The 18,122-nt window shown below is 48.3% G+C and carries 18 protein-coding genes; 2 read left to right on the top strand and 16 right to left on the bottom strand.

The genetic code is table 11. The features are described 5' to 3' along the window. Nucleotides 1-86 precede the first annotated feature (86 nt). The 4 genes from IC612_RS04055 to IC612_RS04040 all read right to left on the bottom strand — a co-directional run bounded on the left by IC612_RS04055 (nt 87) and on the right by IC612_RS04040 (nt 5,038). The gene (locus tag IC612_RS04055; RefSeq protein ID WP_194738898.1) at nt 87-1,202 is read right to left on the bottom strand and encodes a tetratricopeptide repeat protein; all 1,116 of its coding nucleotides are present in this window, start codon (nt 1,200-1,202) and stop codon (nt 87-89) included. A gap of 154 nt (nt 1,203-1,356) precedes the next feature. Continuing rightward, on the bottom strand, nt 1,357-2,490 hold the full coding sequence (locus IC612_RS04050) for an SEL1-like repeat protein (protein ID WP_194738897.1): 1,134 nt from the start codon (nt 2,488-2,490) through the stop codon (nt 1,357-1,359). 228 nt (nt 2,491-2,718) lie between these two features. Beyond that, nucleotides 2,719-3,933, bottom strand: a complete 1,215-nt coding sequence (locus IC612_RS04045) for an HD domain-containing protein (protein WP_194738896.1) — start codon at nt 3,931-3,933, stop codon at nt 2,719-2,721. Nucleotides 3,934-4,276: 343 nt separating this feature from the next. Then, nucleotides 4,277-5,038 carry a DUF3575 domain-containing protein gene (locus tag IC612_RS04040; protein WP_228512863.1) on the bottom strand — a complete coding sequence of 254 codons (762 nt, stop codon included), beginning with the start codon at nt 5,036-5,038 and terminating at the stop codon, nt 4,277-4,279. Between the two features lie 237 nt (nt 5,039-5,275). Here IC612_RS04040 and xth point away from each other — a divergent pair, with 237 nt between their 5' ends. Beyond that, on the top strand, nt 5,276-6,037 hold the full coding sequence (xth, locus tag IC612_RS04035) for an exodeoxyribonuclease III (RefSeq protein ID WP_194738895.1): 762 nt from the start codon (nt 5,276-5,278) through the stop codon (nt 6,035-6,037). A gap of 31 nt (nt 6,038-6,068) precedes the next feature. Here xth and IC612_RS04030 read toward each other — a convergent pair whose 3' ends face one another. Both IC612_RS04030 and IC612_RS04025 read right to left on the bottom strand, forming a co-directional pair. Beyond that, complete coding sequence (locus IC612_RS04030; RefSeq protein WP_194738894.1) at nt 6,069-6,599, bottom strand: GNAT family N-acetyltransferase; 531 nt, start codon at nt 6,597-6,599, stop codon at nt 6,069-6,071. Between the two features lie 230 nt (nt 6,600-6,829). Next, entirely contained in the window at nt 6,830-7,207 is a 378-nt protein-coding gene (locus IC612_RS04025; RefSeq protein ID WP_317173988.1) for a septal ring lytic transglycosylase RlpA family protein, read from the bottom strand. Between the two features lie 464 nt (nt 7,208-7,671). Between IC612_RS04025 and IC612_RS04020 the strand changes: the two genes are divergently transcribed. Next, nucleotides 7,672-7,992, top strand: a complete 321-nt coding sequence (locus tag IC612_RS04020) for a DUF3853 family protein (RefSeq protein ID WP_407676049.1) — start codon at nt 7,672-7,674, stop codon at nt 7,990-7,992. 74 nt (nt 7,993-8,066) lie between these two features. Here IC612_RS04020 and IC612_RS04015 read toward each other — a convergent pair whose 3' ends face one another. The 10 genes from IC612_RS04015 to traK all read right to left on the bottom strand — a co-directional run bounded on the left by IC612_RS04015 (nt 8,067) and on the right by traK (nt 18,080). After that, nucleotides 8,067-8,993, bottom strand: a complete 927-nt coding sequence (locus IC612_RS04015) for a toprim domain-containing protein (protein ID WP_194738893.1) — start codon at nt 8,991-8,993, stop codon at nt 8,067-8,069. Then, nucleotides 8,990-9,634, bottom strand: a complete 645-nt coding sequence (locus IC612_RS04010) for a hypothetical protein (RefSeq protein ID WP_194738892.1) — start codon at nt 9,632-9,634, stop codon at nt 8,990-8,992. The genes IC612_RS04015 and IC612_RS04010 overlap by 4 nt, the downstream gene beginning before the upstream one ends. Before the next feature lie 82 nt (nt 9,635-9,716). Continuing rightward, nucleotides 9,717-11,018 carry a JAB domain-containing protein gene (locus IC612_RS04005; protein ID WP_194738891.1) on the bottom strand — a complete coding sequence of 434 codons (1,302 nt, stop codon included), beginning with the start codon at nt 11,016-11,018 and terminating at the stop codon, nt 9,717-9,719. 18 nt (nt 11,019-11,036) lie between these two features. After that, nucleotides 11,037-11,723, bottom strand: coding sequence for a hypothetical protein (locus tag IC612_RS04000; RefSeq protein WP_194738890.1), 687 nt, complete (start codon nt 11,721-11,723; stop codon nt 11,037-11,039). 160 nt (nt 11,724-11,883) lie between these two features. Next, nucleotides 11,884-12,825 carry a M23 family metallopeptidase gene (locus tag IC612_RS03995; RefSeq protein ID WP_194738889.1) on the bottom strand — a complete coding sequence of 314 codons (942 nt, stop codon included), beginning with the start codon at nt 12,823-12,825 and terminating at the stop codon, nt 11,884-11,886. 69 nt (nt 12,826-12,894) lie between these two features. Then, nucleotides 12,895-14,889 (bottom strand): TraM recognition domain-containing protein, encoded by a 1,995-nt coding sequence (locus tag IC612_RS03990; RefSeq protein ID WP_194738888.1) that lies wholly within the window; start codon nt 14,887-14,889, stop codon nt 12,895-12,897. Between the two features lie 15 nt (nt 14,890-14,904). Next, nucleotides 14,905-15,729 carry a DUF4138 domain-containing protein gene (locus IC612_RS03985; protein ID WP_194738887.1) on the bottom strand — a complete coding sequence of 275 codons (825 nt, stop codon included), beginning with the start codon at nt 15,727-15,729 and terminating at the stop codon, nt 14,905-14,907. Nucleotides 15,730-15,938: 209 nt separating this feature from the next. Continuing rightward, on the bottom strand, nt 15,939-17,123 hold the full coding sequence (gene traM / locus IC612_RS03980) for a conjugative transposon protein TraM (RefSeq protein WP_194738886.1): 1,185 nt from the start codon (nt 17,121-17,123) through the stop codon (nt 15,939-15,941). Then, nucleotides 17,098-17,466, bottom strand: a complete 369-nt coding sequence (locus IC612_RS03975; protein WP_194738885.1) for a hypothetical protein — start codon at nt 17,464-17,466, stop codon at nt 17,098-17,100. The genes traM and IC612_RS03975 overlap by 26 nt, the downstream gene beginning before the upstream one ends. Beyond that, nucleotides 17,466-18,080: a conjugative transposon protein TraK gene (traK, locus tag IC612_RS03970; protein WP_194738884.1), complete on the bottom strand. Its 615-nt coding sequence runs from the start codon at nt 18,078-18,080 to the stop codon at nt 17,466-17,468. Before traK ends, IC612_RS03975 begins: the two co-directional genes overlap by 1 nt. Nucleotides 18,081-18,122: the final 42 nt, after the last annotated feature.

The following is an 18,122-nucleotide window of genomic DNA, read 5'->3' as shown; positions in this document are numbered from 1 at the left end:
CGTATGATTAGGCCGCTAAGGGTAAGAGTCCCGCAATTTGCGGCCTACTTCCTGTCTCTTTCCCAGAGTTTTTACGACTAACCAGCTCAAAGCTCTGCTTTCATTTTAGAGAGTTCTTTCTGTAGAAACTCCTTTTCTTCCGCATCGCTGCTCTGGCCGGCTAATTCCTCTACCATTTCGATGGCTTTTGGAAGATTCTTTTCCGTTCCTTTTCCTTGCCGAAGAAGCTGCGAGAGATAGAAATACGCCTGTGGAGCTTCTTTCGCACTTGTGGCCACTTTAACCATGGTAGCATACCCTAATTTATGGTCCTCTGGGGTAAGTGGAGCCGCCTCAGGAAAGCGCAGATAAGAAAGTGCCAGCTCGTAGAGGGCATCGGGTTGGTTCATTGCGGCGGCCTTCAGCATGTATTCTTTTCCTCGTTCTAAGGAATAATCAAATTCCGTAGCAGAGTCACGTTTAGTCTTTGCGGAAAGAAATCCCGAAGCCAGTCGGAAGTAAAAATCGGCCGGGTCTTTAACCGTTCGGGCAATCTCTTCGCCTTTCTTGATATCTTGCTTGATTTCCCCTTCCCCCCGTAGGTAGAGGGAGGCGAGCTGCTCTTTCCCCTCGTTACTTCCCATTTTTGCCGCACGCTGTAGAAAGTCCATAACCAAAGGGTCGGTTTTCTCTTGCCACTGCGTAAATCCCTGCTTGCTTAGCGATCCCTTCACGGGATGGCCAGAGCGCAGCATGTGGGCTAGCTGTATAAGCGCTCCGGAAAATCCCAGTTCGGCGGATTTCAGATAGTTGTGCTCTGCCTGCTGGAAGCTCTCTTCCTGAACTTGATAAAAAGCGCGCAACTGTAGCTTTTCCTGCATGGAGAGTTTGGCATCGTTTACTGAGGTTCCTTCTATAGGATTCTCAATCCCGGCTACCAAGTGGGCATGATACATCTTGTGGTTTTGGACCATACCCGCATAATAATGAAGTAGCGCATTGCTGGGGTCCTGCTTAATTACATCGCGCAGGTAGCTTTCCAACTCTGTGTATACCGAAGCATTCTTTAACTCCTGCCCACTGGTAATTCCTTCCATCATAAGTACAGCCAATTCGAAGGCTGGGGTCTGCCAACGTCTCATTTCCTCAGGACTTTGTGCGCTAATTCTAGGTAGTAGACCAAGACTGATAACCGCCACTAAAAAAATCCATTTTTTCATCATATCTTTATGCTAGTTAATTAATAAGTTGCTTTAGGTGCCGCGGGAAGCGGATTACTCTGTGTATACATCCTTTAGCCTAGCCAAAAAAGAGACACTCCTTTTACTTATCCGACAGAAAATCATTCCCGAGAACTCTGCCTGTTCTCTTTGTACGCTAGGGCTGAAGTACCTCTTTAATGTACTTTTGCACTTCTTTCCAGTCCATCACGGCAAGTTGGTCCGGCAAGGGAGTTATATTCTCTAACTCTTTAAACATAGCGCGGGCCTTCTCTTGGTTCTGCGCGAGTCCTGCCTCTCCGTTATAGTAGAATACTGCCAATGCAAAATAGCCGTAGGGCGCCTGCTTTGCACTTGGTGCGCCACGAAGCAGGTACTGTGCAGCCTTAGAGGGATCCGGTGGAGTAAAACCCTTTTCTCCGAGTACTCCTAAATGTGCGTATCCCAAATAGAGATCCGCCTTTTGGTAATTGAGCTCAGAAGATTTCTTTAGGTACCGCTCTGCAAGCTGCAGGGAATGCGGGTAGTCCAGGGTGGAGAACCTGGGATCCTCGCCCAGTAAAAACCCTTTTCCCAGTTCAAAGTATACAGGGGCCGGGGAATCGTAGAATTTGAGTACTTCCGAGAGGATCTTTTCTCCTTTCGCCGTATCTTGTCCTACCTCGCCCTCTCCTTTTAGATACACGGTGGCAAGCCGGGTACCTGCCTGTACAATACCTTTACGGTAGGAAGATTCTAAGAGGCCGATTGTGGTCTCATCTACACGTACTTCCAGCGGGGCGTAGCCTCTTTTCTCCTTGTAGAGTTGGGGATGGTATCCTGCGCGCAGGAACTCTGCATATTCAAACTGGTAGCGCCCCATACCGGAATCTGAGGCTTTTTTAAGGTGCAACTCCGCCTTCTTAGAATGGGAAGCCTTAAGCGTATAATAGCTCTGGGCTTTTCTAAGCGCCTCCCCCGAAAGCTCGTCTCCCAGAAATGCCAAAAATTCTTCGTTTGTCCACTCGATCTTATAAATAGCCTCAACCTGGTCCATCATATGCCGGTGGAGCTTTCCCATAAGATAATGAAGCTCTGGGCTTTCTGGCTTTTTCGCTAATTCTTGCGCTATTTTACTATCCAAATCTTGTAAATAATGCCGCTCAAAAGCATGGTATTGCAGGGCCCTATTAAGCTGTTTCTCCAGAAGCTCTAGGCGGTAGGACTCTAAGTCCGCTAATTCCTGCTGCGCCCGGATAGGTGAAGCAGTTGCCGAAAAAAGAAAAAATAGAGTAAGTAAAAGTGTCTTCATACAACTATATTTTAGTAGGCATTAGTAAATCAAATTTTCTATTGGATACCTTTGAATGGGCGGGTTTATTTACTGGATTAGTAGCCTCTTGCTTTGACTTTTGTAAATAAAAAACGGTCCCATTGGGTAGGTACCAAAATAAATAAAATGTGTATAACTTACACATACCCATATCTAGGTAGTTTTTTCACAGTTTTAAGCACACAAAGGGAAAACTTTGTAAATCGCTTAGACAATCTCACGGGGGTAATACAGGATGTACTTCGTGGTGGGATGAACCATGGAAGAAGAGAGGATCTGGTTCTCACTTTCATTGAGGCGTACCAGGCTCTGGTCCTTGCGCAGGAGATAAATGGGCTGAAGATCCTTACTGTAGGGAAGAAGTGTCCTACTGATCTCCCCTACCAGAGATTTTCCTGGAATACTTGGAAGCATCGTACCGGATTTGCGCACCAGCGTATCGATTGTATCGGTGGGAAACGGGGCTGAAGAGATCTGGGTCTTGAGCATCCGTCGCTGTACCACGGCCGTACACAAATAGGAAAGTAAGGGGTCACCAGCATGCTGCCAGAATTTCATGGCCTGAATGATATCGTTATCGTCCAGACGCGTGAACCGCAGTAAATCCTCCTCTGTGGCGGTGTGGGTCCTGGGTTTTTTAAGGAAATAGGACAGATCCTCGGAGGCCTGAAGCGCCTCCCCTTTAAGGGATAGTTCCCTGGCTCTACGAAGAATTTTTACCAGCATATGCTCGGAGAGTGCGGCCGTCTTGTGGTAGTAGACTTGCCAGTACATGAACATTCGTGCCGTAAGGTAGTTCTCAATACTGTAGACCCCTTTCTGGTCAATTACCAGCTCGTCCCGACAGACGTTCATCATCGAGATGATCCGCTCGGAATTTACATTTCCTTCCGATACGCCGGTAAAGAAACTATCGCGCTTCAAATAGTCCATACGATCTACATCGAGTTGTGAGGAGATCAGCTGATTGAAAAACCCTCGGTGGTAGCGCCCCTGGAACATCTCAATAGCCGTGGAAAGCTCACCGGAAAATTCCCTATTGAGCTCCTGCATGAGAAGAAGCGAAAGCTTCTCGTGGTGCCAGTCTTCCAGTAGCATACTTTCCAGCGCATGGGAAAACGGTCCGTGGCCAATGTCGTGGAGAAGAATGGCCAGTAGGGCCGACTGCTCTTCCTTTACAGAAATCTCTACCCCTTTGAGTTTTAAGGTCTCCAAGGCCGAGAACATCAGGTGCATGGCGCCCAGGGCGTGGTGGAACCTAGTATGGTTGGCTCCCGGGAATATCTGGCTTAAGAGTCCGGTTTGTCCAATACGGCGCAAGCGCTGGAAAAAGGGATGCTCAATCACATCGAACAGCAGCTCGAAAGGTATTTTGATAAATCCGTGTACGGGATCGTTAATGATCTTGAGTTTGTTCTGCATGAGAAGAGGTCTTTCGGGGACTGAATTTACGGCCTGAAAGGTACGAATTTTACCTTGTAACGCTCTCTAACAGCGCGGGAGAGAAAATTAACTGAATTTTAACGGTTTAGGTTGTAAATTTCCTATCAAATTAGTAAATTTTGGTCAGGTTTTTGATATTTACTACACGAGAAAAAAACTAAAAAAAGAATTGAGTACGGATCTGCCCGATAGTGAGGTCAGTGAAGTTCTCAAGAGCTCCAAAAGAGCTGAAATTAACCCAATTCGTTTTTTTTCATAGTTTATTTGTTTTTGGGTTCTGGCGGAAGAAACGTATTTAATGTTTCTTCCGCTTTTGTTTTTATTAGAACTTAAAGCCCAGAGAAAGGCCGCTTCGAAGACCTGCCCATGGCCCGTCCATCGCAACGTCCGCTCCATTAGGATTGGTGGTGACGGTGTATTTTACCATTGGTATGTCGAGCTCCTCGAGTTCCCTCTTGAGCTGGTTTTGCTGCTCCTGGTTTAAGCTGTAGGGACTGCGGGCCGAAAAATCCCCACTACCCCCTCCGTAGTGCACCCCTAGGATCCAAAGGTCGAGCACAAAGTTCTTCTTTTTTCCCATCAGAAACTGCGTTCCTAAAAGCAGACCTCCCGAAAGACCCGAGGCGTCTCCACGTACCGTAAGAGGAATTTCCTGCTCCCCGACTAGGGCGTCCGAGTAGGTATAGTAGTAGATAAATTCCGGGGCATCCACTTTACCGTGGCGCGCGTAGGGCGCCAGGTAGAAGCCCTCTCCGTAGCCTTTTTTTCCTACATAGAACCGTCCCTCCAGGGTAAGGCCCTGGTGCGAAACTTCTACGTCGCGCAGCTGCTCCTCAGCAGAGGCAAAATAATCTATAAAAGGCACCTTGCCCTCGGGCATGGTACTGTAGCCGGCCGAGAGGGAAAAAGTCTTAGAGAATATTCGCTCGTAGGTAAGGTTGAAATTTCGAAAAGCGTAGGCCGTAGCGTTGGTTTTAATAATATTTGCTTTTTCTATAGGTACAGGCGGTAGTTTTTCTTCCACCACCTGAGCAGAGAAAAATCCCCAAAGGGATAAAAAGGCAAGCGTAAGGGATTTGTGCATAGCGTAAAAGTGTAAGGGTTTAGCTTCTACGAACTTAACACTTTTCTTGAAAATAGTATTTCCAGCATAAGTCCCGAATTGTTATACAATTTACCTTGCTCTATTGTCTGCTAACTCGCTTTGAACTAGCACCCCACCACCCTATGAAAAAATGGGAGCCTTTTCTAGGCTCTGCGCCCGCTATATACTTGCGCGATTGGCTATCTTTGCAGATACTAAAATCTAGTTCCCTTACATATGAAACTCATCTCCTACAACGTAAACGGCATCCGCGCCGCATTTGGTAAAGACTTTTTAGGATGGCTTAGGGCCGCCTCTCCGGACATCATCTGTATACAGGAGTCCAAAGCCGGAGAAGACCAGATAGACACCCTCTCCTTCACCCAGGAAGGCTACCACAGCTTTTGGCATTCGGCAAGGAGAAAAGGCTACAGCGGAGTAGGCATTGCGTCTAAAAAGGAGCCTGTAGCGGTGCATTACGGATGCGGCATTGAGAATTACGATTCTGAAGGGAGGATTCTTAGGGCGGACTACGACGAGTATTCCGTTATCTCGGTCTACGTACCTTCGGCCTCCAATCCCGAGCGCCTCTCCTACAAGATGGAGTTCTGCGAGGATTTTCTTCTCTACGTAAAGGAGCTTAAGAAAACTAAAAGCAACCTTATTATCTCCGGGGATTTCAATATCTGCCACCAACCCATTGACATCCATAATCCAGAGGGACTTAAAAACGTATCGGGATTCCTTCCTATGGAGCGGGAATGGCTCACGCGTTTTATTGAAGAATGCGGACTGATTGATTCGTTCCGCTATTTCAATCAGGACCCGGAAAACTATTCCTGGTGGTCCTACCGGCAAAATTCCAGAGAGCGTAACAAAGGCTGGCGCCTGGATTATAACTTTGTTTCCTACGAGCTAAAAGAGCGCCTTTTTAGAGCAGCCATTCTAAAGGAAGTCTTCCATTCAGACCACTGTCCTGTGCTGGTGGAATTGCAGTAAAAAATCTTTTCTATTTTCCTTCTGGTAGTACTTAGTACTTAGATGAGGGAGCAGTAACTGCAGCAAGCACCTCCTTTCTTCCTCCAGAATAGAGCAGCAGCTCGGTGCCCTCCGGATTAATTTTTTCCTGGAGGCAAAGTCCTAAGCGCTCTAAGAGCCGTGTGGAGCTGTGGTTGGAGTCCAGGGTAATTCCCATAATTTTTTCAGAATCTGCTTCTTTTAAGAAATTCTCTACAACCTTTGCGGTGGCCTCGTATCCATAGCCTCTTGCATGGTACTGCTCCAGGAAAGCAAATCCAATATCGTGGAAAGCAAGGTAGTCCCGCTTGATTAGAGTAATTAAGCCAATGAGTAGAGAGTCCTCTTGGGTAGAGACCACATAAAACCTAGCCTGAGGCATCTGCTGCATCTTTTGAATATAGGCGGCTGCATCCGCAAGGGATTTAATGTTTCTATCTCCAATATTCTCTATCCATCCCCGGGTATTAAGTAGCGTAAAAATAAAGGAGCGGTCACCGCCCGAAAGTGGGGTTAGTTCAAGTCTAGGAGTAGATAGATTCATGAGAAAAAAAAGGTTAGGGATACTTCGGGATTAAATATACAGGAAATTCACAATCCTCTGTCTCTAGACCCCCTATCCTTTTATACCGACCTTAAAAAAAATAGAATAAAAAACGCTCAAGGGGACTTTCACATCTTTCCTTCCTGCTACCCCACCTACAAACAGGCAAACAAAAAGGCCGTCTCTAGAAAGAAACGGCCCTGAATCATTTAAAATCGTAAAATTTTGTCTTAATCGATAATTTCGTACTGTACCGGCATGGTGCCTCTGGAAAGGTTTCCGATCTCATCAAAAGCAGCTTTACTTAGGTCCAGCGCTCTTGAAGAGTGAAACGGTCCGCGGTCGTTGATTACTACAACTACACTTTCTCCGTTTCTAAGGTTGGTTACTTTCACTTTCGTTCCGAAAGGAAGGGTTCTGTGGGCAGCCGTAAGACGGGTGTTGTTAAACACCTCTCCGCTCGCGGTTCTGCGGCCATTGAACTTGTCGTGGTAGTACGACGCATAACTTGTTTTTACCTCATCGTTCTCATTGGCATAGGAATTGAAAGAACTTAGGCCAAGAGTTGAAATCATCATTATGATTACGAGAAATCCTCTTTTCATCACTTTGAATATTTTTATTGGTTTTGACGGGGCAAAGGTATTCCAGGACTAATTCGCTCCAAATCCACATTGTTAAATACTCTTAACATATTCTTAAAATTTTGTTAATACCCTTTCTAATACCCGTGGTTATGGGAAATCCCGCTATTTGTTAATTTGTGTTAAAAAATAGGGTCTTCTGTTAACATAATTAACTAAAAAAGGTCTTTTTTGCTTCAAAATTTATTGTAACGTACTGATTTTTAGACTAATGAAACGTTTGTTTAAAGTTCGGATTTTGCTGCTAATTTTTTCAGAAGCATCCCCTAAATTTTTTCATACGCTCCGCGCACATTTTTATTTGTCCCAACCGTTTTTTTCCGGCAATGGACTAAAATAGTCAGGTACAATTAGCTACTAAGATGTAAGTAGAGGAAATAAGTTGTACATTGGTATACACTAATAACCCCAAAAAACTCTTTTTGCTTATGATGTACCAAAACGAAGACGCTAAATTTCTCTGGCAACTCACCGTGGCCGAGTACCGTGACCTGCACCGAAGCATGATGCAGGACCGCCGGATGGAATACGGCATTAAAGGCCTTGCGCAGCTTTTAGGCTGCTCCCGCTCCAAAGCCTACGAAATCAAAGCTTCCGGTGTTATTGACAAGGCCATTACCCAGAATGGTAAGATCATTATCATTGACTGCGAAAAGGCCCTGCAGCTCCTGGGTATGGAATATAAAAAACCATCCCCTACTAAGCCCATTATCCCAATGAGCTCCCACCGGAGCGGTCCTAGGGCCTAAGCCGGCGGGAGCGAAATCCCACAAATAAAAAAAGCAGCGACTTTTTAGTACGTAAAGGGCGCTGCCTTTTTTTACTAAACTAAAAAGGGTGCGCGCCTTTTTAGAAGCTCGTTTACATCCCTTGGTCCCTCAGGCCTTAGTCCGAGCGTAGAGCGGATGTCCGTGGCCCTGCAGCCAAAATGATCGAGCAGCCGGCTGGTTGCCTTATCTCCTGCCGCGTCCGCATCCAGAAGTAAGAGCACCTTTCCCGTAAACTCCCCGTACTGGGAAATAAAGCGCGAGAGATTTCCGACCGAGTTAAGCGAGACCACCTGCCAGGATTTTGCAAGACCCCGCATCCCAAAGAACTGCACGTAGGAGAGAAGATCGCATAGTCCTTCCACAACCACTACCGTAGAGGCTACTAGGTCGCCTACTACCGCAAAAGAATTTTCTCCACTCTTTATCTTAAGCCTTCGGCTGCGAAGATCCCAACCCTCTTTACTGTTTTTAAGCCCTAAGGTAATGTAGATCTTTCCATTAAGCCGCACGTGCACCTCGCGGCAGTAGCGTAAAACGGTATGGTAACTAATCCCCCTGCGAAGAAAATACGAAAGGAGCGCTCCGTTTTGTGGCGCGCGCTCCAGTAATACTTCTACCCCCTTTCTACTACGCTCCCCGGTAGATTTTTCCTGCGCACTAACAGACTTAGTAGGGATTGCTCCTAAGTTAAGGCCGGAGAATTCCTCCAGGAGGTAGCCTACGGCCTCATACCAGGACTTATTTTCCAGAAGCATTACGGCCCTTATTAGGGCGCCACCTTTTCCTTCCTTGAACTCATAGAAGTACTTTTCGTTTACCGCATATTTTCCGGTAGGGGATTTAAAGTACAGGTGCTCTCCGGAGCGAAACAGAAACTTCACCACTCCTTTCTGGCAGAGCAGCCAGAAATAACTCTGCACGGCCCTGAGCTCGTGTAGAGCTCGGATCTGCTCCGGGTCGTAGTATTTTCGCTCGCTCATAGCCTAGGTTTTAGTAGGGAGAGCACGCGCGAGGCCTCTGAAGACACCGTAGCGTAGTGCAGAAGCTGAAAGGTGGTGAACACATCGCGTTTCTTATCGTAGGAATCAATGCGCTCCAGCCGGCCCTTGTACTTTCCGTACAACCCGGGATAGACCTCGTAGGGGCAGAGCGTATCGGTTTTAAAAATGTAGTAGCGCGTAAAGCTGTGCGGGGTACGGATCTCGAAACGGCGGTAGCGTTTCTTGAAAAGAAGAGTATCGGATAGCTCCTCTCGCCTGGCGTACCCCGGAGGAAGCCCCTTTAGAAATGGAGCCCCCGACTGCTTCGTTCGGTACGAATGGGGCGCAAGGTTCTCACCCGTAATACCTCCCACTACAGGCAGAGTCCAATAGCCTTCTTTTCCCAGGTGGTGCCACCCTCGGGAACCGTCGGGCTCCAGGGCAGATTCTATAAGGCCCTTTGGAGAAAAAGAAAGGGTGGAGATATGAAAGGTCCTGCCCCTCTCCAGGCCCTTACTTACGCTGGGGTAGATACCGGAGAGGACTTTAATTTCTCCCGTAGATTTCTCGGGACGCTTTTTGCATCCCAGCACAAGAGTAAGAAGTAGTAAAATGATGGAACTAGTAAAGATGGTTTTCATAAGAAGTCTGTTTTAAAATATTTGGGCTAGGGCTAAGGGTCTTGTTTTTCCTAGCAGGCGTCTGGAAAAGGTCCGCTCCTACTTAGGGCGTGCCAGGACCTAGCAGTAGTTTAGGAAATTGGGAATACTCTAGAAAATTGGACGCTTCGCGTACTCTAGTCTCCCGCACCTCTGTAGGAGCTGTACAAGGCGCCTTACTGCCCTTCGCACAGGCCTCCTTTTTATCTAAGGGAAACTCTTGCTTCTGCTCTTTTCCCGCAGCTGAGCAAATAGCGGATTTTCCTTTGGAAGCGTAGAGTGCGCGGAGCTCTTTTTTAAAGGAGATAGTGGCCTCCTGGTAGAGGGAATAGAAATTTCCGCTCTTTAGCTGGAGTCCGTCCAAGGTATGGAAGCCAATGAGGTCCAGGGCATCCTTGTAGGATTCAAAGATCTCTTTCGTAAGAGAGTTCCCGTAAAGGATTGCCGACGTTCCCCCGTAGAGGGTAAGAAGCTCAATTAACTGAGAGAGCGTCCCCTCCATAGGTAAAATGAATTTCCCAACGATTTCACTGGCATTATTAAGGCTGAGTACTTCGAGGCGGTCCGAGAGTCCCAGCTTCTGGCTTGCGATGTAGGCCGCAGCCTCCTCGGGCGAAGTGATTTTTTCCGGCTGGTAGTTTTTGCAAAACACCTGCTTGTCAAAACGGTAGATCCGGGCCCGCTCCAGGCTATCCTCTATCTCAGGAAATTTTTCCTTTCGGTCCTTTCCCGAACTAGAGCCAAACTGCAAAAACTTTCCCGAACGTAAATTTAGAATGATGCCCTTTTCCACCCTAACATCCGTGCCGCAGAAAATGTCCTCGAGCCGCTTTTGCATCGCCCGGTCCTGGGGAGAGGAGATGAGCTGCCCTGAAGGATGGTTGTGGACGAGCGTAATGGAGCTGGGCTGAAGCCTAAGTACGTTTCCGGCTACAAGCCTCAGATCTACTACGGCCGAGGAGATGCCCCCGGAAGATAAGTGCTGCACGAGATAGGCTCCCGAGGAGAACCGGTACAAAAGAAAGGTATGTTCTATGGCCTCGCTTTCTAGACTTTTGAATAGAAAGGCCACTTCGCCGGCCGAGCGTACCTTGGGCCCGGAAAGAAAGCAAAAGCCCGAAGCTAGAGAAAACTGCCGCTCCATAAGGGCAAAATCCTCCGAAGGATGGGCCCTAAAGGAATTAGGTAGCTCCTGTAGGAAAGGCGGAGCATCGTGGGTTCCCTGGAGCCTTCCTCCCGAAAAGAGCCGGTAGCCCAGACGCTTCCCCAGGGAATCGCGAAGCGTGAGGGACTCCTTATCAAAGGGAAACCCGAAATTGGAATTGAAAACGGAAAATTCCTGGTAGTTAAATAGATCGATTTGCATGGCAGTTAATTTAAAAGGTTAGCGCTTACGGCGTGTGGTAGGTTCTAAGGACTGGTCTCTACTTTCAGCCTCGTCCAGAGCCCACGGCTGCTTAATAGCGGCTCTTTCCTTAAGAGCCCCTTTCGTAGGACCCAAAGGCTGATGTTCCAGTGCGGGGCTTTGTTTATGAAGCTCCAAGAGCTCTCTGCGGTTTTTATTAAGCGCCGAAGAAAGAAGCACTTTATTTTCGGGCGCGGACTTTAGCTCCGCCTTCAGTGCTCGGTAGCTCCGCTCGAGTTCCTTTTGGTAGAGGGAAAGACCCTCAGGGCTCTGGGCAAGGAGTCTGCGCAGCTTTAAGGCGCTACTATGTAAAGGAAGTTCCAAAAGCGCTCCCGAGCCCGGATCCTTTAGGTAGGCTTTGCGTGAGGTAGAGACTCCTGTGGCCTCTTCTTTTTTCTCTTTGCCAAAAACAATGGGCCTAGTGGAAAGTCCTTCCAGCAGCGACTGGGTTTTGTGACTCAGCTGGGCCTGCTGCACCTGGAGCTTTCCACTTACGGGGCTTAGTTGGAGATAGAGCCGGTGGCTCCCTGAGGTAAGTACCAAAGGTTTTCCTTCCAGTAGGCCGCGCTGGTGTGCAGGAGATATTTTGGAATGGAAGCTGCCTCCTGGAAGAAGTAGCCCGTAGTCTTTAAGGGTAGAGCGCGCGGCTCTGGATAGTACTGTCATAATAAAAAAGTATTTGGTTATTAGATTATTTACTTGTTTAGTTGTTTGCTCGTTTAATTTAGGAAAGGAGCAGAAGCTTAAGCACTTAAAGGACAGAGAGAAAATCGGTCTATTAAGGATTAGTGTAGTACATAGTGCCCTACGATATACCCCAGCCGCTTTATAAGGGCCCAGGAGAGACCAGGGTGAGTAAGAATTTGGTTGGGTCTATAGGTTGTCCTTCCCGGTGGACTGCGAAATGAAGATGCGGTCCGGAGGACCTTCCGGAGTTTCCACTGCGCGCGATTGTAAAGCCCGCTTCTACTCTCTCTCCCCTGCGGTAGTAAAGCTCCGAGAGATGGAGATAAAGAGACTCTAGGCCTCCCGGATGTTTTATCTTAAGCATCAGCCCTCCTCCTTTTTTATCCTCTCCACTAAAAAGGACCACTCCGGGAAGGACCGCATAGACCGGCTCAAAGTGCGCCCTAAAATCGGCTCCCTGATGGAGCATCCTTTTTCCAAGTACTGGATGGAGTCTCGGTCCATAGCTAGAGGTAAGCACCAGGGGACCTTTAAGAGGAAGGGAATAGTTGGAAAGGGGCTCCCCTGCTGCCGGGAGCCTATGCTCCCGCGTAGAATCTTGTTTTTCTATTTTGGAAACATGCGCGGTACCAAGGGTAGCATAGGCGAGTAGAAACAGTCTTCTCTCCCTGGAAAGGCTGCTCCTGCTTGCCTCTCTTTTTTTAAGCTCCTCGAGCTCTAGGGAAACCTCCAGGAGCGCCTTCTCCCGCTCTTTTTCTTTCTCTTCGAGTTCTGTTAATAAAACTCCCGCAGGGGATAGTTCCTTGGCCTCAAGGTTCCCCAGGCGGGCGTTAATTCTACTAGTTTTGCTCTGTTTAGAAGAGAAGAACATCCCGCTACGGGTCTTATTTTTTAAAGCGAGCCCCGTGCCTGGACTACGCCCAAGTAGACTCTGCGCGAAAATACCGTGCGAATAGAAAAGAACGAGAACACTAATAAAAAGCTTAAAAAAGGGTAGCACACCCCCACCAAGGACCCACCGTGAGGAATCCAGGGCGCTGAAGGGTCCTGTAGTGGTTTTATTTACTATTGAAAAAAGCATAGAGAAAGTTTAGTTTGCATTAAAAATTTTGTTTTTCTAGCACCGAACTACGGTACTCTTTTTTTCGTTCTATAGGGAAACTACCGTTGCGCTACTACGAACCACCTCCTGTACCTGCCCCTGAATGCGACGGAAATTTTCCAGAAGCAACTGCTGTTTTCTACAGACACCGTCCCTGCCCTTAAAATCGTAGTATTCAGGCAGGCTTAGGGATTCTTCCCAATGGAGCTGCTCCTTAGAAGTCTGCACCCTGATTTTTCCGGAGAAAACCCCCGTCTCATAGTTCTCTGAGCCCCCGTCGGAGTCTCTGGCTAAAAGCCCCACCATCTCCCCGGCGCGTAGCGAGGCAATTTTTCCTGCAGGAACCAGTACCTCCATCCGCTCGCTCTGGCTGTGGGAGGTTCCCTGCCGGGATATGGAGACCGAAAGACTTTTTTGCTTGATCTTGCCAAAGAGCCTCTCGAGCCAGTCGAGGGTCTGTTTGTCGCGGACCGATCCAGCGAGTATGTTTCCCACGAGTGAAGCAATTGTATCGGCTACTTCCTTGCGGTAGAGCTGACGGAGTTGGGGCATTTCCTGAAGGCCCAGAAGCACCGCGATTTTAGAACTCCGGGCCGTGGCCACCACATTTTCAATCCGGTGCATATAGAGTGTGGGAAACTCATCGGCCACCACGGCGCCCGGAAGGTTCCCTTTCTCATTGATAAGTCTTAGGACCCGGTTTAGTACCGCGGAATACAGGGCCGAGTTAATCTCCTGACTCTCTGGGGAGGAGGCCAGAACCAGTATTCCGGGAGCCTGCGGGTCCGTTAGTTTCAGGTCTACGTCCTCGCCAGAAAACACCCAGTAGCTCTCCAGAGTGGAAAGGCGCGAGAGAAACACCCGAAGAGTTCCTACCTGTCCTTCCAATTGGTCAAAAGCTCTGTTCTTAAAGGCGGAATGAAACGGTGAGAGAAGCGCTCCCAGCTCCTCCATGGAAAAGAGCGTAGAAAAGATCTCCTCATAGCTTAAGGAAAGAAACGAGAGGATATGCGGGAGCGTAGAGTATTTACCGTTCTGGTACCGAGAGAAAAAATACACGCAGGCAGAGAGAAAATTCACTGCCGACTGGGTAAAGAACTGGTCCGAGCCTCCTGAGGCGCCCCCGCCCCGCTGCAGGGCAAAGACCATCGCCTCGGAGATTTCCTGGGCGCCTGCAAGGTTCTTTATATAGCGCTCGTGGAAAGGGTTCACCCTACGGGAAGATTCCACGCGGTCGAGATTCACCATATGGAAGCGGTGGACGTACTGATTGCTTTTTTCTTTTTGCTGCAGAAAGGCTCCGTAGGCCACCTGGCTTAGATCCGGATACTTAAAATCGTAGAGGCACATGCAGTACCCTTTTCCAAGCATCTGCCGGATCGAAGGAGCAATGACCCCGAAACTCTTCCCGCTTCCCGGAGTTCCCAAAACGAGCGTACCGCGAAAAGGATTGATATTAATCCAACCTTCCTGGGCCTTACCCTCCAAGCGAAAATGGTAGGGAAGATTAATCGAGGTAGGGCTTAGGTGGAGCTCCCTGTTCTGCTCAAAACTCTCCTCCTGAATGTTCCAGCGGTCCCGGCCCAGGGACTGCTTCATATAGCGCGAGATCTGGTCGGAGCCCATCTGTACAAAAAGAGCCCCTAAAAGGGAAAAGAGTCCGTAGAGTCCTTCCACTAGAGAAAACTCTAGGCTTAACTCCCACGGGGAGCGCCAGAAAAAATGCTCCAAAAGGTAAAGACTCCCTCCCATGAGCAGGAGCCCTAGGGTAATAGGAAAGACCACCGAGCGCCATACGTGAAGTTCCACCGTCTTCTCGGCCTTAGTACCCAGGGAGACAATGAAGATAAGAAGTAAGGTAAATAACTTGGCGTGGAGGGGTGGAAAAATAAGGGGCATGCGAGAGAAACTCAGCAAAAATCCCGAGAACGCTTTAATCTCTGAGTCGTAGAGCGCCACGAGAAGTACTTCCAGAACTACTACGGCGTAGACTATTTTCTGAAAGAAACTGTAGATGCGTATTTGGTGGGCCTGTTCTTGCATTGGGGAAAGAGAATATTAAAACGTGTCGGCCGAGAGCAGATCCCGGTAGCTTAAGGAGAGCTCAAGGGACCTTCCCGAAAGCTGCTTTTCCAAAAACCGGATTGTAAGGTGTTTGGAGGCGGAGAAGCTTAGTTTTTTAAGCACATAGATATTGCGGAAGCTTTTTTTAAAACTTCCCGCCTGCTGAAGGGAAAACACCGGAAGAAGCGAAACGCTCTGCGCGTTGGTAAGGCGCCGCACCTTTTTGTCTTCCAAGGAGAACAGCACCTTATCCAGGGAAAAATAATGCGCCGAGTGGTTTAAGAGACTTATGTCCAAGAACAGATAATCCCCCAGTACGTAGAGGTTGTTCAGGGCCGCAGATAACTGTCCGGATTTTTCTTTTTGCAGCGGACGCTCTGGGGAAAGGGCCGCCATACGAAGAGAGAGCTCCTGGAGCTTGGAAAGGGAGAGTTCTCCAGGTCCTTTTTCTATCGGAAGCGTATGGAAAGGTTCTATGGTAAGACTCGAGGGCATCTCTTCGTGCGGGTTAAAGGACTCTACAGCCCGGTACTGCGCTATAAAACTACCGGTCCCGACGGTAATAATGCCCAGATCCCTTTGGGGGACTTCCAAAAAATCTCCTGCGGTAGTATCCTTTTTTAGGGCAATTCTGGCAATCTGGCTCTTGGGAAGATCTGAGTAAAGATGCTCAGAAGAAAGGTCAATGAATTCAATGGGCTCGGGAGAGAGAATATGCACCGTGGTACCCTCCCGCATTTTCAGCACAGGAAGGCTCTGACTTTGATAGAGATTTAGGGTAAATAGTAGGGATATACAGTAAAAAAGAGGTGTTTTCATAAGGAAAATATTGGTTGAAAAAGAATAGAATTGAATTGAATTGAAATACAGAACGCTCCATTGGCACTAAAAAGAATGGAAATTAAAAAGCTTGGAAAAATAAAACGCGTAAGGAAAGACCTACGAATAAAGCAGTGGCTCGCCTTGCCACAGGGCTGCTTTGCGTAATTACTGCCGAGCGCTTCCCCTAAGGGCCTGCCCTTTGGATATTAACTTCCCGATACGTCCTTAAGGTAGATCTGGGTACTTAGTTTAAGGTGCGCTTTATTTTTTCGAAGCATTCGTGAGGCACTCTGGGAGGCCGAGCGCAGGGCCGAGGAGAGAAGCGAGGTATAAAAGGCCTGTCCCGGAGCATCAAGGGTGGTCCCCTGAACGCTGGACTCCCCCATCTCTAAAAGCATCTCCCTAAAGGCGCTTCCGGGAACGTAAAGCCCTTCCAATCCGTCCAGATCGTAGATAGAAAGCCTGACGGGAAGAATCTCTCCTTCCAGCAGTAGCGATACTACCGAGAGCTTGATACGCTCCTGGGTAAAACCCGTCACCTGTGCGTAAAGAAGACTCTGGGAAGGAATCTTTCTATCCCCCACGTAGATATCCTGCAAAAGCCGAATGGAAATCCGAGAGCCCAGATAGCCGCTTTGGCCCTGGTCCAGGACGGCAGAGAGAAACGGCGAGTCTTTTACGGAAGTACTTCCGTTAAATCTGCTTCCTTCGGGCCGGCTGGAGATTTTCTTTACGGAAAGAAGCTCCTTTTGCTTTCTTTCCAGCTGCTGCTTTTTCTCCTTATCCTCCTGAACCTTTTTTTTCTGCTCGGGATCTCGCGCCTTTTCCAGGGAATCCAAAAGCAGCATCTGCTCGCGCATCATCTCGGCCGGGGAAAGCTCCCTTTCTTTGGGAGCGCTGGGCGGTGGACTATTATATTCTGATGTCCCATACGAGGGAGCAGTAGTATGCGGAAGGGAAGAAAAACTGGCCGCGGGCCTTTGGCTACTGGCCTCATTGATTCGTCGGATTAAATCCCTTGATCCCTCCATACCTGCATAGCCTTTATTGTCCCTAGGCCGCAGAGCCCCCGACGTATTATCGTTATACGGATTAGGCGACTCTCCCAGGGCCTGTTGGGTAGCAGGTTCCTCTTCGAGTCCCATCAGGGAGCTGGGCGTCTCGCCCAGGGCAAAGAAATGATCGTAGGCCTCATTCTTAGTTAGAATAGAATCGCTCGATTCCCCTAGGGAGAGGGAGAGTTCGGGAGGAAGATCTGGCTGCGGGCTCTGGGCAGAGAACCTGGAGAACTGAAAACCCATAAAGAGTAGAAACGGCAAGGCAATTAGAGGCAGTACGTAGCGCTTGGAAGAAAAAGGTACGGACTTAAGGCGAAGGAGTAAGCTGTTCATAACGTTGAATTAGAAGGTTAAGTTTGAGGGAATCCTTTGAGGAAAGCATTCTGTTTTTCGCTTTCTGCCGAAACGAGAGAATCTCCTTAAGGATATGTTCTTTCTTAAGGTCCACCTGCGGGGTTGTGGGCTTACTACCGGAAATAGTCACAACTTCTTTAGAGTCTTCATAGACCTTGGCTCCAAAAAGGTTATCCGGTGGAAAGAAAAAATGCTGAAGCAGAGAAAAAAGAAACGAAGCGATCATAAGCGAGACAGAGAGTACAAAGACTTTCTTTGGATTCGATTTTATCCAGAGTTTCCACGAGGAAGGAATAAGAGTAAGAAACGAGGCGGGCTTCATCAGTAGGAGGATTTACTTTGCGTGGAAAGCTCCGAGTTGTCAGTAATCTGCCAGTGCAGTAGCATCACCCCGTGGGGGTTATGCGGTGTTCGCGGCATGTCCTTGAAGCTTCCTTCGGTATGAAGACGGCGGGTAATAAGGGAGGTCTTACGGTTGATGGTCTGTTTTCCGTAGTAGTAGAATTTTTTTCGTTCCACGTCGATTCGGATCGAATCCACCGAGACGCTCAGCATCGAGCTTGAAGAAATCAGCTGATTGTAAAAGCCCTTCTCCCGAAGGTTGGTGTATTCTTTTTTTCCGGTCTCATCGATTAGGTAGAGGGATTTTTCAATATTCTCCTTTATGTACTGATCGTCCGGGGGAAGGGTAAAGAAAAGGCGGTGAAAAAGCTCCACCTGCGAGCGGTACTCCACGGGCCGGTTGACAAGGTAGTCGCTGCGCTCCAGAAGTATGGGCGTTCCCTGGTCCAGAACGTAGATGGATTTCCGAGAGTCTCGTACGATCTGATAGGACAGGAAAAATCCGGCAAGAACAATAAGGGCTGAGAGGAAGATCGCTGCAAGGGATACCTTGCGGTTGATTTCGATGCGCTCAAGTATGTTTTTTATAAGCATAAAGGAAGTTTTAAATTGAAAAGTATAGGGAAGACAAAAGAG

The organism is Planobacterium oryzisoli, from assembly GCF_015354315.1.
GTDB classification, from domain to species: domain Bacteria; phylum Bacteroidota; class Bacteroidia; order Flavobacteriales; family Weeksellaceae; genus Planobacterium_A; species Planobacterium_A oryzisoli.
The sequence above is the reverse complement of the archived record's forward strand: the minus strand, read 5'-3'. Positions and strand labels throughout refer to the sequence as shown.

Excerpts from the sequence above, each read along its gene's own strand:
- IC612_RS04010 (WP_194738892.1), bottom strand. The coding sequence starts at position 9,634 with ATGAAAACCATCTTTACTAGTTCCATCATTTTACTACTTCTTACTCTT.
- IC612_RS04050 (WP_194738897.1), bottom strand. The coding sequence starts at position 2,490 with ATGAAGACACTTTTACTTACTCTATTTTTTCTTTTTTCGGCAACTGCT.
- IC612_RS03990 (WP_194738888.1), bottom strand. The coding sequence starts at position 14,889 with ATGCAAGAACAGGCCCACCAAATACGCATCTACAGTTTCTTTCAGAAA.
- IC612_RS03995 (WP_194738889.1), bottom strand. The coding sequence starts at position 12,825 with ATGCTTTTTTCAATAGTAAATAAAACCACTACAGGACCCTTCAGCGCC.
- IC612_RS04040 (WP_228512863.1), bottom strand. The coding sequence starts at position 5,038 with ATGCACAAATCCCTTACGCTTGCCTTTTTATCCCTTTGGGGATTTTTC.
- IC612_RS04020 (WP_407676049.1), top strand. The coding sequence starts at position 7,672 with ATGATGTACCAAAACGAAGACGCTAAATTTCTCTGGCAACTCACCGTG.
- xth (WP_194738895.1), top strand. The coding sequence starts at position 5,276 with ATGAAACTCATCTCCTACAACGTAAACGGCATCCGCGCCGCATTTGGT.
- traM (WP_194738886.1), bottom strand. The coding sequence starts at position 17,123 with ATGAACAGCTTACTCCTTCGCCTTAAGTCCGTACCTTTTTCTTCCAAG.
- IC612_RS03985 (WP_194738887.1), bottom strand. The coding sequence starts at position 15,729 with ATGAAAACACCTCTTTTTTACTGTATATCCCTACTATTTACCCTAAAT.
- IC612_RS03975 (WP_194738885.1), bottom strand. The coding sequence starts at position 17,466 with ATGAAGCCCGCCTCGTTTCTTACTCTTATTCCTTCCTCGTGGAAACTC.
- IC612_RS04030 (WP_194738894.1), bottom strand. The coding sequence starts at position 6,599 with ATGAATCTATCTACTCCTAGACTTGAACTAACCCCACTTTCGGGCGGT.
- IC612_RS04055 (WP_194738898.1), bottom strand. The coding sequence starts at position 1,202 with ATGATGAAAAAATGGATTTTTTTAGTGGCGGTTATCAGTCTTGGTCTA.
- IC612_RS04015 (WP_194738893.1), bottom strand. The coding sequence starts at position 8,993 with ATGAGCGAGCGAAAATACTACGACCCGGAGCAGATCCGAGCTCTACAC.
- IC612_RS04000 (WP_194738890.1), bottom strand. The coding sequence starts at position 11,723 with ATGACAGTACTATCCAGAGCCGCGCGCTCTACCCTTAAAGACTACGGG.
- traK (WP_194738884.1), bottom strand. The coding sequence starts at position 18,080 with ATGCTTATAAAAAACATACTTGAGCGCATCGAAATCAACCGCAAGGTA.
- IC612_RS04005 (WP_194738891.1), bottom strand. The coding sequence starts at position 11,018 with ATGCAAATCGATCTATTTAACTACCAGGAATTTTCCGTTTTCAATTCC.
- IC612_RS04045 (WP_194738896.1), bottom strand. The coding sequence starts at position 3,933 with ATGCAGAACAAACTCAAGATCATTAACGATCCCGTACACGGATTTATC.